The 16,422-nt window shown below is 41.1% G+C and carries 18 protein-coding genes and 1 pseudogene; 1 reads left to right on the top strand and 18 read right to left on the bottom strand.

Translation table 11 applies throughout. The annotated features are described in order from the left end of the window. Positions 1-87: 87 nt before the first annotated feature. The 17 genes and pseudogenes from TR08_RS07785 to TR08_RS07710 form a co-directional block, all read right to left on the bottom strand. Complete coding sequence (locus tag TR08_RS07785; RefSeq protein ID WP_045517126.1) at positions 88-1,167, bottom strand: Gfo/Idh/MocA family protein; 1,080 nt, start codon at positions 1,165-1,167, stop codon at positions 88-90. Between the two features lie 132 nt (positions 1,168-1,299). Then, entirely contained in the window at positions 1,300-1,701 is a 402-nt protein-coding gene (locus TR08_RS07780) for a hypothetical protein (protein ID WP_238579103.1), read from the bottom strand. A 122-nt stretch (positions 1,702-1,823) separates the two neighbouring features. Then, positions 1,824-2,686, bottom strand: a pseudogene (locus TR08_RS07775) (sugar phosphate isomerase/epimerase family protein). Between the two features lie 2 nt (positions 2,687-2,688). Further along, positions 2,689-3,054, bottom strand: a complete 366-nt coding sequence (locus TR08_RS07770; protein ID WP_193747701.1) for a hypothetical protein — start codon at positions 3,052-3,054, stop codon at positions 2,689-2,691. 164 nt (positions 3,055-3,218) lie between these two features. Then, entirely contained in the window at positions 3,219-3,989 is a 771-nt protein-coding gene (locus tag TR08_RS07765; protein ID WP_052427383.1) for an endonuclease/exonuclease/phosphatase family protein, read from the bottom strand. 99 nt (positions 3,990-4,088) lie between these two features. Further along, entirely contained in the window at positions 4,089-5,339 is a 1,251-nt protein-coding gene (locus tag TR08_RS07760; RefSeq protein ID WP_045517122.1) for an alpha-L-fucosidase, read from the bottom strand. A gap of 50 nt (positions 5,340-5,389) precedes the next feature. Continuing rightward, positions 5,390-5,776 (bottom strand): D-ribose pyranase, encoded by a 387-nt coding sequence (gene rbsD, locus TR08_RS07755; RefSeq protein WP_045517121.1) that lies wholly within the window; start codon positions 5,774-5,776, stop codon positions 5,390-5,392. Positions 5,777-5,792: 16 nt separating this feature from the next. Continuing rightward, on the bottom strand, positions 5,793-6,014 hold the full coding sequence (locus TR08_RS07750) for a hypothetical protein (protein ID WP_045517119.1): 222 nt from the start codon (positions 6,012-6,014) through the stop codon (positions 5,793-5,795). A gap of 111 nt (positions 6,015-6,125) precedes the next feature. Continuing rightward, on the bottom strand, positions 6,126-6,278 hold the full coding sequence (locus tag TR08_RS32440; protein ID WP_193747700.1) for a hypothetical protein: 153 nt from the start codon (positions 6,276-6,278) through the stop codon (positions 6,126-6,128). Positions 6,279-6,389: 111 nt separating this feature from the next. Beyond that, a complete protein-coding gene (locus TR08_RS07745; RefSeq protein WP_045517118.1) occupies positions 6,390-7,319 on the bottom strand; it encodes a N(4)-(beta-N-acetylglucosaminyl)-L-asparaginase in 930 nt (309 codons plus the stop codon). 56 nt (positions 7,320-7,375) lie between these two features. Further along, positions 7,376-8,653, bottom strand: a complete 1,278-nt coding sequence (locus tag TR08_RS07740) for an alpha-L-fucosidase (protein ID WP_045517116.1) — start codon at positions 8,651-8,653, stop codon at positions 7,376-7,378. 36 nt (positions 8,654-8,689) lie between these two features. Continuing rightward, entirely contained in the window at positions 8,690-9,589 is a 900-nt protein-coding gene (locus TR08_RS07735; RefSeq protein WP_045517115.1) for a fumarylacetoacetate hydrolase family protein, read from the bottom strand. 27 nt (positions 9,590-9,616) lie between these two features. Beyond that, positions 9,617-10,390, bottom strand: a complete 774-nt coding sequence (locus tag TR08_RS07730; protein ID WP_045517114.1) for an SDR family NAD(P)-dependent oxidoreductase — start codon at positions 10,388-10,390, stop codon at positions 9,617-9,619. 45 nt (positions 10,391-10,435) lie between these two features. After that, positions 10,436-11,596 carry a UxaA family hydrolase gene (locus tag TR08_RS07725; RefSeq protein ID WP_045517113.1) on the bottom strand — a complete coding sequence of 387 codons (1,161 nt, stop codon included), beginning with the start codon at positions 11,594-11,596 and terminating at the stop codon, positions 10,436-10,438. Then, complete coding sequence (locus TR08_RS07720) at positions 11,593-11,928, bottom strand: UxaA family hydrolase (protein WP_045517112.1); 336 nt, start codon at positions 11,926-11,928, stop codon at positions 11,593-11,595. Before TR08_RS07720 ends, TR08_RS07725 begins: the two co-directional genes overlap by 4 nt. A gap of 27 nt (positions 11,929-11,955) precedes the next feature. Then, positions 11,956-12,756, bottom strand: coding sequence for an SDR family NAD(P)-dependent oxidoreductase (locus TR08_RS07715; protein WP_045517111.1), 801 nt, complete (start codon positions 12,754-12,756; stop codon positions 11,956-11,958). A gap of 17 nt (positions 12,757-12,773) precedes the next feature. Then, complete coding sequence (locus TR08_RS07710; RefSeq protein ID WP_052427382.1) at positions 12,774-13,607, bottom strand: amidohydrolase family protein; 834 nt, start codon at positions 13,605-13,607, stop codon at positions 12,774-12,776. Positions 13,608-13,832: 225 nt separating this feature from the next. Here TR08_RS07710 and TR08_RS07705 point away from each other — a divergent pair, with 225 nt between their 5' ends. Beyond that, on the top strand, positions 13,833-14,843 hold the full coding sequence (locus TR08_RS07705; protein WP_045517110.1) for a LacI family DNA-binding transcriptional regulator: 1,011 nt from the start codon (positions 13,833-13,835) through the stop codon (positions 14,841-14,843). Between the two features lie 159 nt (positions 14,844-15,002). Here TR08_RS07705 and TR08_RS07700 read toward each other — a convergent pair whose 3' ends face one another. After that, complete coding sequence (locus TR08_RS07700) at positions 15,003-16,376, bottom strand: alpha-L-fucosidase (protein WP_045517109.1); 1,374 nt, start codon at positions 16,374-16,376, stop codon at positions 15,003-15,005. Positions 16,377-16,422 lie beyond the last annotated feature (46 nt).

Genomic DNA, 16,422 nt, shown 5'->3' with positions numbered 1-16,422 from the left:
TTCAGCTGGGGTATATATAACCTTGTCATCAATTTCTTCAATACCCCAGGTCGTAAATCCAAAAGCCCCTAAAATTCCTATTTTCGTTTAAATGGTCACATTGGATCGTTCAAAGGAGATTTCCTTACCTGTTTCACTTGATTCATAGATACCGCATAATATTTTCATTAATTCCACACCGTCTTCCACAGGGCTGATGGTTTGTTCTTCACCCTGGCAGCATGAAACAAAATGATTAATTTCATTTTGGAACGCTTGAATAAAATCAAAGGACAGGGAATCAATTTGCGGCTGTGCATTTAAAATCGTATTATTTTTTTCTGTGACGATCACGAGCTCAGGTTCAATCTCTGCCCCTCCTTTATCGCCAAAAATCTTAACATATGTTTCATCCTTCTTAACGTGAAGTGTAAAGCTGACATCGATCACTAAGGAAGCTCCATTTTCAAAACGAATCAGGGCATTTGCAAGGTCTTCCACTTTATTGATACTAGGATCATAATCCGCTGCTTGATAGAAAGAAAGGTTATTAATATTAGCTCGATTTCCAAGCTTTGAATAGGTATTTCCGCTAATGGATTTCACTTTTGGTTTCCCCATTAGGTACCAGCATAAATCAATGATATGAACACCGATATCGATAAGAGGACCTCCGCCCGATCTTTCCTTGTCAGCAAACCAGCCGCCAGGGTTTCCTAAACGCCTCAAAATCGAGGCTTTTGCATAATAAATTTCTCCAAGATCACCAGAATCAATAAAAGATTTCAAAACGTTTGTATTGGTTCCAAATCGGCGGACAAAGCCTACCTGAAGCACTTTTCCACTCTTCTTTACGGCTTCTTCTACCCTTAGCGCTTCTTCCACTGTTTTACATAATGGTTTTTCAACCAAAACATGCTTGCCTGCATTCAAAGCAGCAATTGCAATTTCTGCATGAGAATTATTCCATGTACAAATACTCACGGCATCAATTTGAGGGTCCTTCAACAAGTCTTCATAATTCGTATACGTCGCTTCAGCATGATATTTATTCTTCTTTTCTACCGCCCTCTGCTCATTAAGATCACAAACGGCAAAGATTTCGACCTTTTCATTGTTAGCATAAGACTGAAAGTGTAAATCTGAAATCGAACCGGCCCCGATTACACCAATTTTTAATTTACCCATCATTTCCATCCTCCATTTCATTCGTACATATATCAGTTTGTTGGTATGTCATTTTTTACTTCGTTATTTTTTTTATTACCACTCAGTGATTTTTCACCTAGTTTCAACTATATAGTGAATTTGAAGTGATTCTTATTTCCCTTCCATGCTCTCCAAAGACTTAAAGACTTTATTTCCAATCCACATAATTGGATAGGCCAGCATAGGACCAGCGAAAAAAACGATTAGAAAAGGAAAAGCATACACGATTACTACTATCATCATAACGATCACGGAAATTAGCAAACTATGCAGCGGTCTAATAAAAGTTATGAAAAAGGATTGTTTAAGATAAGATAATGATTTCATCTCATAATGAACAAATGTAGGGAAAAAGAAAAGCACGGTCAATACATATAAAAAATAGAGAAAAAGTAAAACCAGATGGACAAAAAAGTTCCCTAAATATTTTTGAGAAATATATAAATCTACTGATAGAAAGATACCGATTCCCAAAATAGCAAGACCAGCGATATTCGGAAAGCCAATTGTCATCATAGCCCTTGTAACAGCTGTTTGTATGTTGGGAAACGAAATGCTATTTATTGTGCTGCCTTTATATTGGAAGATCCTTACTTCCTTCTTAAAAATAATGATCCAATAAACGAAAATCTGATTTAAACTGCTTCCCAAATTCTTTTTACATTATCGAAGCTGATTTTTGCTGCCTTTTTGCATTCTTCTATTCCTTCAAATTCTATAGAAATATAGCCGTTATAGCCTGATTGTTTGATAACCTTTAAGACTTCAGGCAGATTGATATCCCCATGCCCTGTAATGGCTCCTCTTAAGTAATTGCCGGAGCTTGATGGGAACCAGCCTTCACCAAGACCAAGAGAAGAAGTTCTGCGGTAAAAATCCTTCACATGTACCATCGAGGCGTAAAAGATATTTTTCTTTACAGCTGCTACTGGGTCTTCATCGACGCAAAGGAAATTCCCTGTATCTAACGTGGTCTTAAAGTTTTCCTTATCGACGGCATGAACAGACGCTGAACCCGGTCACTTGCCTGACCATAGTAACCATGGTTTTCAACACTTGTTACAATGCCATATTGTGCTGCATAGTCGGCGATTCTTCTGCAGGCGTCAGCCATTTTTGGCAGATCTAGTTCAAAATCCCGGATTGAGATTTCGTTTGGCGACTTCCATGCAACATCATGTCTCATTAGCTTTACACCTAAGCGATGTGCAACATCTACTTCTTTTTTGACACGTTCAATTTCTTTTTCATAGTCTTCTAAACTCGAAGTGAGGATATTGGCCCCGATGGCGTAATTAGAAATGTCGATTCCAACTTCTTCCGCTTTTTGCCGGATGGCATCGGCTAAGGATAAATCATCTACTAAACTAAAACCCATCGGAACAATCTCAACATGCTCCCCGCCCTGGTCTGCGACCCATTGAACGACATCTAAAATCGTCATCTCCTTTAAATTGATGGCACCTTGTAAGCTGTATGAACTAATACCCAGTTTCATTTTCATTTTACCTCCCACGTTTTTTCAGAATTTATAATAGAAGAAACTCTCACCGGAAGTGCTGTTTCCTGTGACTGATTGGCGGCTAATGTTACCGCGAGAGTCTTTACACCATCCTCATAGGAAGATAAAAGTAAGTTCTGATCGCCTTTGACAATCGCCTCGATAAACATCCGATCTTGTTCCTGATAAAAATCGACCTCTGATTTGAAGCTCTGATTAGAATCTTTTTCGATGATGGTTAGGTTTACCCCATCGATAACTAGGCGAAATTCATCACCCATTACTTCAATTCCCATCCGATGGTCAAATTGCGCAAAGGTACTATCGATATGGCCAACGGCACCTGAGTCATACTCGAAATTCACGGAGGTCACATCCGGGATATTAATATTTGGAACATTATTATGTACCTGCAAGCTCATATTGGCATAGCTGCGGTTGTCTTATGTAACTGAGCAGGCGGCAAGGCATAGAGAAATGATATGTAATTTTTGTACAGTATGTTGTTTCTTACTTACTAGCTAAAATGTTATAAAAAACTCAGTACTAACTCTGCAGTAATGGGCAAATGATCAGATAAATTCGTGTTTATAACTTCCCCAGTACAAATTTTGGCATCTTCAGAAGTGAAAATATAATCGATACGACTATCTGGTTTATCTGCAGGAAAGGTAAAGTCATTATTTTGACCGAGTTCGGCAAATACATCTTTATATTGTGCAGTCATTTTTAGTATTTCTGCACTTTCAGGAGTTGCATTGAAGTCTCCTACAATGATACTAGTTCCTTCTTTTTGGTTTGCAATGTCATGTATCTCTTTGATTTGTAGATCCCTCTGTTCGGCTCTTTGATCGTCAAGATGCGTATTGTAAAATTGAACATGATTTCCTTTCACGTTAATCACCGTTTCCAAAAGACCACGCTGCTCTTTAGGGTTTCCTTGATATGGAATATTAGTGAGTAGATGATTTTCGGCAGAAAGGATAGGATATTTGCTTAAAACGGCCGTTCCGTATTGGCGCCGGTCTTCTCCTTCTTGTAAAGGATCATAGTCAAGATTTACACCATATGCATAATTCATTCCTAAGTAATTTGCCAACCATTTCGCTTGATCTTCGAAGTTACTGCGCTCGGAAAAATGATTATCTACCTCTTGTAAACCAATGATATCTGCACTCGAAGTTTTAATTAATACTGCAATTCTCTTCAAATCCAAAATGGCATCTGTTCCTCCATGATGAATATTAAAAGTCATAACTTTAATGTCAGTCTCTTTATCTCTAAGGTATCTCTTTTTCAACAATCTCACTTCCTTACTGTGGTGTTATGTTAGATAAACAAGTAGAACTCCTTTCGAGTTCTACCTTTTTATCTATAAATACTTACCTATTAATCTATCCTATTCACCAACATGATAGAACGACATGTCCTTAATGACAGGAGCTCCGTCACTTTCCGTTATTTCAAGGATCACCCCGCGTACTTTCACTGCTGGAAACCGGATAATTGCCTTATGGCCAATATTTTTACCTTCATAAATAGTTAAAAGTTGATGGGATTTGGCCGTGATGATGCTGATTTTAAATTGTAAGACGTTTTCCCCCTCACTCAAATCTTCCCTGATGACTACATGATCAAGTATTTGAGGCTCTTCAGGCTTGTAAATCCACTTTTTATCCTCATTCTTACATTGATGAAAGGTACCATTTGGATGATCAAAGCGGCGGCGAATTTCCATCCCCATTGCAAGCAGCTGCTCCGTATCCTTCTGCGGCAGAACACCTTCTCGATTCGGCCCAATATTCAGGAGTAAATTGACACCTCGGCCAACGGAATGATAATAAAGTCCCATTAATTCTTGGATACTTTTTATTGTGTGTTCATCATTATCGCTATAAAACCAATTGGTACGCATTTGCACGTCTGCCTCTGCCGGCAGCCAGCGCGGTTCCCCCAATTGATTTTTCTCCTCTGTAAGGATTGAGAATTCCGTTGCAGACACAACATTCCAGCTTGGCACAGGTGCAACTCCATCCTCATTGCCAACCCAGCGAAAGTCAGGATCACCCATGTTCAGGAGTATATTTGGCTGCAATCGACGGACTTCTCCGATAATGCGCGGCCAGTCGTATTCATGTCCCTCAGAACCACAGCCATCCAGCCAAAGAATATCGATTTCCCCATAATTGCTTAACAGTTCAGTGATTTGATTCACAAAATAATCATCGTACGCCTTCGCGTCTTTCGTGTAAAAATCGACGGATCCGTCATATGGAGAATAGTATAAACCTGGTTTGATTCCATACTGACGGCAGGCATCGACAAATTCCCGAATGACGTCGCCTTTGCCCTCCTTCCACTCTGATTGTGCAACTGAAAAACTTGTATAGGCTGAAGGCCAGTTAGAAAAGCCATCATGATGTTTCGCCGTGAGCACCGCATATTTCATTCCGGCTTCTTTGGCGGTTCTAATCCATTGTTCACAATCTAAATTCGTTGGATTAAATTTGGAAGGTGACATCGGTCTTTCATCAAAATCAACGTATCCCTCATAAAATGTCCTTAAACCAAAATGCAAAAATAGCCCGAATTCCCAGTCTTGATAAGCAAGCTGTTTCTCAGTCGGTAGAACCTTATGTATGGTTGTCATCTTTTTGCCTCCTATGTTTTTAATTGGATAGCACTAACTTCGACTCCATGTTAGCCCGAAACAATGATTAAATTTGCATATGGACAGGCATCGCCTGTTTTTACCGCACCTTTTGCATGGTTTGTCAGCTCTTTCATTTCATGGTGGCTTATTTTCTCAAAAAGAATATGAGGGTAACGGTTCTTTAATTCTTCTAATCTATCAGGACTAATATCTTCCATCTCTTGCGTAACGATGATTCGATCAATCGATATTTCCTCTACTAATGGTTCAAGTACTTGTAGGACTGTCGGTTGGTTATCTGTATATCCGAGATTTATTCTTGTAACGTGATTGGGGATTGGGTAACCTTTATCCGCTATGACGAGATAATCAGTATGCCCAAGACTAGTAGCTAAATGTGCAAGTTCTGGATGAAGGATGCCCTTTTTCTTCATATTTTTCGTCCTGCCTTTACAATAATGATGTTTTTCTTGATTCTTCTTGCCCAAAATTCTGTTTATAAACTTCTTCCTTCTGTTCCCGAGTAAGGCGGTCCACAAAACTTCGTACAGGTCGTTTTAAATAAAACGTTAAGCCAGTGATGTGCTGGATAACTGTAACAAGCTCCCACCCTTCCCCACCTAACCTTGAAATATTCTCTTCTTCATTTGTAAATAAATACTCCCACTTCATCTAGATAGTGATCGCTCCTTTCATTCGAATTTTATGTTATAAAAGGTTACCGATAACACAAGATTAACATAACCATTATTTACTGTCAATTCAAAATATTTTACAAAATATTCACCTTTTTGGAAACACCTTCGTTTCAGATCCAAATTCATACTTAGTTGGCTCCACGTAAAAACCGCGTTTTGCACTCCAATCGGATATCTGAATAGACGTTAAGACTTGGTGATTTATTAAATACCGAATCAATCGTTGAATTCTCTGCAAAATGTTTACCTCCAGGCTATTAAGCTCTTAAACTTAAAAAAAAAAGAGTATGGCAGATAGTCCCTATATCTGCCATACTTCAATAATGTAAAAGAGACGTAACAGAAGCTTTTACTCGCACTTCTCAATCTGTTCCTTGGTTGCTTTTTCAATAATCGTGGAATAGCCTTCGCCTTTATTAGCGAAATAAACGGTCGGCTCCTCCTCTTCAGTCGCAACAACAAACGTAAATTCTACATTTGTTGCCACACCCCACTGACCTTCGTTATTCATGCAAACCATCGACATGGCACCAGCCTTGCCTTTCCTTCTTACTAATTTCTCCTCGAAATCATAAAGTGCCTTATTTGCTGCCTCCTGAGGCGCAAGACCCTCACCCATTAAACGGACGATTTCGTAACTTAGACAGCCTTTCATCAAATCCTCACCAAGGCCGGTGGCGGTAGCTCCGCCAATTTCACTATCAACATAAAAGCCTGAACCGGACAATGGCGAATCGCCCACCCGGCCTTGCTTTTTCATAAACAGACCTGAACTTGAGGTACCTGCAGCCATCGATTTCCCGTGATCCAAACAAACAACCCCGACGGTATCATGACCATCATAGGGGCTTAAGTCCTTCGTTTTAATCTCTTCTACCCGTTTTTCCCAAATAGTCCGAGATTCATCTGTCAGCATATTCATTCGTTCAAATCCATTCTTTTGCGCAAAAGCAGTAGCACCCTGCCCGACGAGGAAACGGTTAAACTGCTTGCTACTAAGCTTGCGGGCAACAGAGATTGGATTTTTCACATCTTGAATTCCTGCAACCGCGCCAATATTGAACTGATCTCCGTCCATAAAGGCGGCATCCAATTCGACAATCCCTTGCTCATTTGGCAGGCCGCCGCGGCCTACCGAGCGATAAAGAGGGTTGTCCTCAACGATTTTTATGGCGTGCTCCAAAGCATCTCCGGCAATCGAATCTTCTGCTAATTCCTTGGCTGCCTTATCTATTCCTTCATAAGCCATACCCCAGGTTGCAATAATTCCCCATTTCATTCAATATCCCGCCTTTTAAAAAATTGCTTGTGGGTATAAGAAAACCAACCCAATTTTTAATCAATTAATTCTAATTCAATCACCGTATCTATTTCATCCGGCAGCGTTGCCCCTGCCAAATGGATAAATGCGCCGCTCTCAATATCAGAATACTGCTCAGCCATCCACGGAACTTCTACCTTCAATTCGCTGCCATCCGCAAGCAGACGTGCTTTTTTAATTCGGCCTTTTAAGCCTTGGAAGTAAATAGGCCCAATGCCGCGATCAAATACATGCGCATATAAAAAGCGGCCTTTTTGCGTATAACGTCCCCACTCCGGCTTTGCCATGGATGTAGCCGCACAGCCATAGATGCTGTCGCCGTTTTTCTCAAGCCACTTCCCGACTTCATCCAAAATGGCCAAGGACTGCTCCGGAATGACTCCCTTCGCATTCGGACCCACATTTAGCAGCAAATTCCCGCCCTTGCTGACACATTCTACCAGCGTGCGAATGACCTGTTTCGGAGATTTATAGTTTATATCCTTCGAATGATAGCCCCAATGATCATTTAACGTAATGCACGCCTCCCACGGAACCGGCTCCCCTTTTCCATTCACGATGCCGCCGACCGGAATAATCTGTTCAGGTGAGTAAAAATCACCTGCATAAACTTCCGGCTCTGCAAGCTTAATATTGCCGCCGAGACGATTGTCAATCAGGACATCGGGCTGGATAGAACGAATCATTTCCACTAGTTTCGTTGCTTCCCATTTCTCCCCGGTCATGTCGTCATAGGAAAAATCAAACCAGAGAATATCAATCTTGCCGTAATTCGTTAAAAGCTCCTTGACTTGCCCGTGAAAATAACTCACATAGCGAGAAAAATCGGTTACTTCATCCTTATATTCCTCGTTGTCCCGCATTGGGTGTTGGCGGTCCCCGTATTTAGGAAAATCCGGGTGATACCAATCAATGATAGAATAGTAGAGTCCGACCTTTATTCCTTCCTCGCGAAAAGCCTCAACATATTCCTTAATCAGGTCGCGCCCTGCAGGTGTATTGGTTGCTTTGTAGTCGGTCAGTTGACTATCGAATAAACAGAAACCGTCATGGTGCTTCGCTGTAAGGACAACATATTTCTGTCCCGCTGCCTTAGCTGCTTTTGCCCATTCCCTCGGGTTATAACTGGTTGGATTGAATTCCTCAAAAAACGGCTGGTAGTCTTCAACACTTAAACGTTCGAAACTTCGTACCCATTCTCCTCTGGCAGGGATGGAATAAAGTCCCCAATGAATAAATAAGCCGAAGCGGTCCTCCATAAACCACTTCACACGCTCTTCTCTTGTCTTCATTTCTTACACTCCCTTATTTTTAGGTTAAAAATTAATTTAGATCGTTTCTTTTACAAAGGTATTCGTTAATGCGCCTAAATTTTCAATCTCAACGGTTACAACGTCGCCTGCCTGAAGATAAACCTGCTCAGCTTCAGGTCTTCCTAACACAACGCCTTCCGGGGTCCCTGTTAAAATTAAGTCGCCGGGAACCAATGTCATATGCTGGGAGATATAGCTGACAATTTCCGCAACAGAAAAAATCATATCCTCTGTATTTGAATTTTGCCGTACTTCGCCATTGACAACGGTCTTTAAATTTAATTTTTGCGGATCCCCTATCTCATCTGCCGTCACAAGATAGGGGCCGACAGGACTGAAATCATCACATGTTTTCCCTAATAGCCATTGAGGTGTTTTTAACTGAAGATCCCGTGCCGATAAATCATTTACCGTACAATAGCCAAACACATAATCGAGTGCCTCCGCTTTTGATACATATTTTGCCTTTTTGCCAATCACAACCCCTAATTCTACTTCATAATCAAGTTTCTCGGTTACGCTTGGAACCGCAATATCTCGCTTATGACCCGTTAATGTATTATTAAATTTATTAAAGAGAATCGGTACCTGTGGATACGGTGCATTCGTTTCATCCGCATGCTTGCGGTAATTTAAGCCGACACAGATGATTTTATTCGGCTGAACGACACAAGGCCCATATGTACAATTTTTCTCATCCACTAAATAAAGAGGACTGTCCGTTGTATCTAGCTGGTTAATAAAACCCCTAACTTTTTCCACTGCTTCCTCCCCATACTCAATAACCTCTGTAATGGTTGTGGGGATCTTTTCATCATTCCCTCCGTTCAAGGCCGCTTCAACATCAATAATACCCGCTTCGGTTTTGACCCCTAATGTTTTTCGTCCTTCTTTTTCAAGAGTTAAGAATTTCAATGTACTTTCCCCATTTCTATAATAAAATCAAGCATTTTTCCCAAATACGACCCCGCCGTCAATATAAAGAGGTGAACCCATCATAAATTTCGACTCATCGGATGCTAAGAACAAGGCTGCCTGTGCCACATCTTCCGGCCTGCCAAGATCACCGCTTAATTGTCTTGTTTTAATTGTCTTGATAGCTTCCTCCGGATCATCATATGAGGTTTTTAAATAGTTTTCTACAAATGGTGTCAAAATCGTCCCTGGAAGCAAGGCATTTACACGGATATTGTACGGCGCATAATCAACCTGCATCGATTTTGTTAAGGAGAGTACAGCTCCTTTCGTGGCCGCATAGGATGCCCTGTTTAAAAGCCCGATTTCGGCAATACAGGATGACATATTAATAATCGAACCGCTTCTTTGCTCCATCATATGCGGAATCGTATACTTGCTTGGCAGATAAACCCCATTAATGTTCACATTGATGACCTTTTCCCAAATCTCGGGTTCAATTTCATGCAAACGTCCTACCCCGCTGATCCCTGCATTATTAAAGAGAACGTCAATTCGTGAAAATTTCTCAATGATTTGTTCAATCATGCCGCGGACAGATTCCGGGTCTGTTACATCAGCCTGAATAAAAATCGCATCTCCACCTGCTTGAATGATTTCCTGAACAGTCTCATTTCCTTTTTCCGAATTTAAATCATTGATAACAACCATTGCTCCTTCTTTAGCAAACTGAATGGCTGTGCACTTTCCGATTCCTGACCCTGCACCAGTAATTAACGCAACTTTATCCTTTAATCTCATTACCTTTATTCCTTTCATAAAAAAGAATCTGCAACCTGTATTTTCTTATAAACTTATTCCGATTCTATTGATGCTAAATTCTTGATGGCCTAAAACTTCTGCCTTCGTTAGGCTGCCAGAAGCAACACTGACAATTTCATCAAAAATCCTCTTTCCTGCTTGTTCAAGCGTTTCTTTCCCTTGCAAGACCGCGCTACTATCAATATCAATATTGTCCTCCATGCGTTTGGCTGTTCGTTCGTTCCCAGTAATCTTGATAACAGGAATAATTGGATTTCCGGTTGGAGTTCCAACTCCTGTCGTAAAACATACGAGATGTACTCCCGCAGCAGCCATGCCGGATACACATTCAATATCATTTCCTGGAGAGTCCATGAAATAAAAGCCTTTTCCTTTTATCGGTTCTGCATACTCGACAACACCTTTTAGTGATGAAGAGCCTGCTTTACTAATACAACCTAAGGATTTCTCTTCAATGGTCGACAATCCGCCTTCAATATTGCCTGGACTTGGATTCCCGCCGCGCATGTCTACTCCCATACGGTCAATTTCCATTTCAAAATTTCTAATACAGTCGTATAGTTTATGATGCACTTCGTCCGATACCGCTTTTTCCGCTAAAATATGTTCCGCCCCGATGATTTCTGTTGTTTCTCCCATCACAATTGTGCCATTTTCAGCAACAAGTAAGTCAGACGCCTTTCCCAGTGCCGGGTTACTGCATAGTCCCGATGTTGCATCTGACCCGCCGCATTTCACCCCGACAATCAATTCAGACAGGTCAAGATCTACTCTTGGTACATCCTGAACTTGTTTAACCATTTCCTTGGCCGCTTCGATTCCTTTTTGGATCGTCTTAATCGTCCCGCCTTCATCTTGGATATCAAGCCAGATCACCGGTTTGCCTGTTTCCATGATTTCATTACGGATTTGTTCAGCATTCATAACCTCGCAGCCAAGACTGATGATTAATACGGCACCGACATTGGGGTTTTTCCCCATGCCGACTAATACTTGATGTGTTCTTTCCTTGTCTTTTCCCACCTGGCTGCAGCCATGCTGGTGGGGAATCGCAACGGTTCCAGCCACCTGCTGTTGAATTCGGTTCACTACTTGATTAGAACAAATAACAGTTGGCATTAGCAGCACATGATTTCGAATCCCTACCCTGCCGTCTGGTCTTTTATACCCCTTTATGATGGTCATGAATTCTTCACCTCTTTTTGTATATGAGCATCCCCCCGGCCGCGAATGCCTTCGATATTATGAACATGCACATGTTCACCACGATCAATAAACTCCGTGGCAGCGCCAATTGATTCCCCGTACTTCAGGATTCGTTCCCCTTTTGGAATCGGGTATAATGCCACTTTATGTCCAAAGCGAATATCACTTTTTACCACTAATGTCTGTGGTTTCCCTTCAAATGTGTAGGTAATATTTTCGCCTGCTATCACATCACGGAGCAGTGTCGCTACATTGTCTTTTCTATTCAAAACTATACTCGACATTTCAGAATTGAAGTCATAAGCCGCCATGATTTACCCCTCTTTCCTATCATTTTATTAAACTACTGCACGATCCCATTCTGGCTTAGGTCCAGCTGCATACCCAATGGTGGCACCGCCATCCACGACAATATTTTCACCGGTTACAAAGGAGGAATCATCACTTGCCAGAAACAACGCAACATTGGCAATTTCTTTTGAGGTTGCTGTTCTCCCTAATAAATGGGAACGGTCCTGGGCCAGACTTGCCTGCTCCGGATTTTCCTGCTTTTGCAGCCAATTCGAAAGCAAAGGTGTTTTGACACCCGCGGGACTAATCGAATTAACTCTGATTCCAAGCGGCGCTAGGTCAATCGCCAGTGCTTTAGTTAAGGCAATAACGGCACCCTTAGTTGCGGAATAGGCCGGATTAAATTGCTGCCCGACAACCCCTGTCATGGAACCCATATTTACGATGCTGCCTTTGCTCGCCTTTAAATGTTCTAATCCATATTTAATTGTAAGAAACATACTTTTTACATTCACGTCAAAAAGCCTATTCCATTCATGCTCCTGAATATCTTCAATCTTTTTCGGTAATATGGTACCGGCATTGTTGAATAAAATATCAATTCCACCAAATCTTTGAATCACAGAAGTGATCAAATCTTTTACTTGGTCTTCATTGGTAAGATCGCAGCAAATCCCGATTGCTTCACAGCCCTGTTGCTGTAATTCCTGAACAGTCTCATTAAGTTTTTCCTTATTAATATCAACCACCGCAATTTTTGCTCCTTCAGATGCAAAAACCTCAGCAGCAGCTTTCCCAATTCCACTGCCGCTCCCGGTAATGATGGCTGTTTTATTATGTAATCTCATGTCATGCCTCCTTCAATTTATACGTTTAGTTTATAAAACCCAATGGCATTTTCTCCAAAAATTGCAGCCTTATCACTTTCCGTTAAATGGTCCGGCAATGTGGAAAGCAATAGTTCAACTACATCCTGATAGCTAGCTTTTAAGAGACATACAGGCCAATCACTCCCAAACATCACGGAATGGGGCCTAAAGATATTGATGACATGATGGACATAAGGCTCAATTTCCGATGTCTGGATTTCTTGACCCGCTTCTGTCACTATTCCTGACAGCTTGCACATGACATTTTTGTAACAGGCAATTTCGGAGATTTGCTCCTTCCACGGCTGGATGATTTGCTCGGCTATCCTTGGCTTTCCCAAATGATTAATAACAGCCCGTAAACTTGGAAAAATTTCTAATAGCTGAATGATGGTAGGAAGATGGTGCGGATAAATTAATATATCGATTGGAAAGTCATCTTCAACAAGCAGATCGATATTCTTTAAGACACTTTTTCTAAGGATCCATTTGTCATCCTCTAAATCCTGTAACATCGGCCTGATCCCAACGAATCCCCTATGACTTCTAAGTCTCCTGTATTCGCTTGCAAAACTTGGAGATTCCATGTCCAGCCAGCCAACCACACCGGCTATAAACTCATTCTGATCATACAATTCCAGTAAAAACTCCGTTTCTGCAATGGTAGGGGCCGCCTGAACCAAAATGGTCTTATCAAATCGAAATGGCTGTAAATGTTGGAACAAATCCATCGGTAAATAATCCTGATATAATATCGAAAAATCAGGAGTCAACCAATCATAATCACCCCGCGCTAACTTCCAAAAATGTTGGTGGGTATCAATTTTCATAGCTATAATCCCTTTCAGCAGCCACGCCCAATTTTGCCTTCGGGAGTGGGTAGTTGAGTGTAATCGGTAACGGATAATTTGGTCATTTCCCCTAAACTCTGTCATTTTGTTGTTAGAAAATTATAAATGTTACCCATAACATAAAAATATCACGGAAGGGGGTTGCTGTCAATCAAGGAATGCCATATATTTATAGTAATGAATATTTTTAGAAGGAGAAATGATATGGCCACTATTTACGACATAGCAAAAAAAGCAAATGTCTCTCCTATGACCGTTTCAAGAGTAGTGAATAATTCAGGGAAAATTAGTGAAAAAACAAGAGAGAAAGTTGAAAAGATTATTGAGGAGCTAAATTATATCCCTAATAATGCGGCCAGGAGCTTAACGCTTAAACAATCAAAAATATTGTCATTGGTAATAACGGATATAACCAACCCTTTTTATACAAAAGTTGCCCGCGGTGCTGAGGATAAAGCAAAACAAATGGGGTATCGTTTACTTTTAAGCAATAGTGATGAAAGCTTCGAAAAAGAATCCGAATATGTTGATATGCTTATTTCGTCAGGCGTTGACGGCGTACTCATGGCACCCTCCGGGGATGAATCACAAAAAAATCTTAAAACCCTGATAAAAAATAGAATACCGTTCGTATTAATTGACCGGCATGTAAAGGGAATTGACTGTGACTTAGTCATGGGTGACAGTTACCAGGGGACGAGGCAGCTGTTAGAACATTTAATTGGGCAAGGCCATTCAAAAATTGCGCTCATCAATGGTCCAACTAATGTTTCAACAGCACGTGAAAGGGAAAAAGCGTATTTTGAAATATTGCGCTTAGCCGGCATCGAAGCAGACAAAAAACTTGCCGCCAATATTTCCTATATGCAGAATGATTCCTATAAATTTGTTAAAAATCTTATCTCCCTGCCTGAGTCCAAAAGGCCGACAGCGATTTTTGCAGCGAACAACTTTATTGCGATTAACACGATTAAAAGCCTGCGCCAATTAAATGTCCGGGTACCTGAAGACATAGCGGTTGTTTGTTTCGATGATCCGGATCCGATTCCGGATTTCAATCCGTTTCTAACGATTGCCGCACAGCCGGCATACAATTTCGGGTATATGGGAATTCAGTTATTAATTGAACGAATTGAAGGCAATGGCCCGGCGGAAAAGCAAAAGGTCATTCTACCACCAGAAATCATCATTCGAAGTTCTTCGTTAAAAAAATAAACCCAAAAAGGTCTGACCTCAGCTTTACACACAATCATACGCGATCTTTAAAAGAATGAGCGGCATATTGTGGTTATGAGGTCAGACCCTTTTAGTTACCTGAATTTATCAACATTGTTTTAAAGAATCGCAAGAATTCCCCACCAATCTTCCATGGGTTTAAGTCAATTTAAAGACATAGGCAATTGGAGCCTTTTCTCCCTCTCTCAATCTTGGAACCTTAACCGTTAATCCGGCATCCGTCTGTTCAAATTCGACGAAACCTTTTCCACCGAGCATTTCCACTTGATTAACCTTTTGGGTATATGGGATTGTCAAAGATTCTTCATAATAATAATCGGCTTCATTTTTAAATAGACGGAAGCAATAGGTAGTGTCTCCTTTGCATGTAAAAGCGAAATCTTCTGTGAAGTAAGGAGCACAAATACGTGTACCGTAAATAGCCTCACCATAAACCTTTAACCACTCACCGAGTTCCTTCATTCTCTCGATGGCCCTTCTAGGCAGGCGACCATCAGGCTGTGGCGCCACATTAAGAGCCAGGTTTCCGCCTTTTGATACAACTTCAACCAAAATATTGACAAGTTCACGTGTAGACTTATAATCATCTTCAAATCTAAATGAAAAAGCAGTTCCCATCGTGATACAGCTTTCCCAAGGTACATGCAGTGCCCGTTCAGGGATGGTCTGTTCAGGTGTAACATAATTTTCAAACGGTCCGCCAATTGTTCTGTCCGCTGTCAGCAGCCACGGCTGTAATTTGCGAGCTTTTTCCACTACTTCCCCAAGGCGGATGTCCTGTTTTCCTTTCCCGACCCAACCGGCATCCAACCACAAAATATCTATCTTTCCGTAATTGGAAATCAGCTCCATAATTTGATTATGGGTAAAGTTTACAAACTGATCCCATAGCCATGGATATTCTGCAGGATCATAGGATGGACCGCGCCACATATCCCTGCCCCTTTCCATTCCTGGGGCCCAATAATAATCCGTATTCCAATCGGCTTTAGAGAAGTAGGAAGCAATCCCTAAACCTTTATTGCGAAAGGCATCGAAAACATGCTTGCATATATCCGCATATTTATGGGTATGGAAAGGGCAATCCGGACCTGTAATTCGATAATCCGTCTCTTTAGTATCCCACATACTAAAGCCATCATGGTGTTTAGTCGTAAAAATTAAATATTTGAAGCCATTTTCTGAAGCCAAATCTGCCCATTCTTCAGGCTGAAATCGAAGCGGATTAAAGGTTTGGTTCAGATTGAAGTATTGCCGTTTGAATTCCTCACCATCGGAGGTCCAGTCAATATCGGTCCGTGACCATTCTGCATCCTTATCACTTAATGCCCATGATTCTACTAGCCCCAGCTGAGAATAAGGCCCCCAATGCATCATTAGCGCAAGCTTCTGGTCCTTAAACCACTCTAACCTCTCCAATAGAATCGGATCTTCAGGTTTAACCCATTCCTTTTCAGAGCTGTAGTTATGAACACCTTCCGTAATTTCCTTTTCTTTAACCTCATTAGCCATAAAATCATCTCCCCTTAGAATGGTAAACGAAAAAGAGAAGAACATC

Source organism: Neobacillus niacini, assembly GCF_000759675.1.
GTDB lineage: Bacteria > Bacillota > Bacilli > Bacillales > Cytobacillaceae > Neobacillus > Neobacillus niacini_A.
The sequence above is the reverse complement of the archived record's forward strand: the minus strand, read 5'-3'. Positions and strand labels throughout refer to the sequence as shown.

Coding starts and splice junctions, on each gene's coding strand:
- TR08_RS07785 (WP_045517126.1), bottom strand. CDS start 1,167: ATGGGTAAATTAAAAATTGGTGTAATCGGGGCCGGTTCGATTTCAGAT.
- TR08_RS07780 (WP_238579103.1), bottom strand. CDS start 1,701: ATGACAATTGGCTTTCCGAATATCGCTGGTCTTGCTATTTTGGGAATC.
- TR08_RS07760 (WP_045517122.1), bottom strand. CDS start 5,339: ATGACAACCATACATAAGGTTCTACCGACTGAGAAACAGCTTGCTTAT.
- rbsD (WP_045517121.1), bottom strand. CDS start 5,776: ATGAAGAAAAAGGGCATCCTTCATCCAGAACTTGCACATTTAGCTACT.
- TR08_RS07750 (WP_045517119.1), bottom strand. CDS start 6,014: ATGAAGTGGGAGTATTTATTTACAAATGAAGAAGAGAATATTTCAAGG.
- TR08_RS07745 (WP_045517118.1), bottom strand. CDS start 7,319: ATGAAATGGGGAATTATTGCAACCTGGGGTATGGCTTATGAAGGAATA.
- TR08_RS07740 (WP_045517116.1), bottom strand. CDS start 8,653: ATGAAGACAAGAGAAGAGCGTGTGAAGTGGTTTATGGAGGACCGCTTC.
- TR08_RS07730 (WP_045517114.1), bottom strand. CDS start 10,390: ATGAGATTAAAGGATAAAGTTGCGTTAATTACTGGTGCAGGGTCAGGA.
- TR08_RS07725 (WP_045517113.1), bottom strand. CDS start 11,596: ATGACCATCATAAAGGGGTATAAAAGACCAGACGGCAGGGTAGGGATT.
- TR08_RS07720 (WP_045517112.1), bottom strand. CDS start 11,928: ATGGCGGCTTATGACTTCAATTCTGAAATGTCGAGTATAGTTTTGAAT.
- TR08_RS07715 (WP_045517111.1), bottom strand. CDS start 12,756: ATGAGATTACATAATAAAACAGCCATCATTACCGGGAGCGGCAGTGGA.
- TR08_RS07710 (WP_052427382.1), bottom strand. CDS start 13,607: ATGAAAATTGATACCCACCAACATTTTTGGAAGTTAGCGCGGGGTGAT.
- TR08_RS07705 (WP_045517110.1), top strand. CDS start 13,833: ATGGCCACTATTTACGACATAGCAAAAAAAGCAAATGTCTCTCCTATG.
- TR08_RS07700 (WP_045517109.1), bottom strand. CDS start 16,376: ATGGCTAATGAGGTTAAAGAAAAGGAAATTACGGAAGGTGTTCATAAC.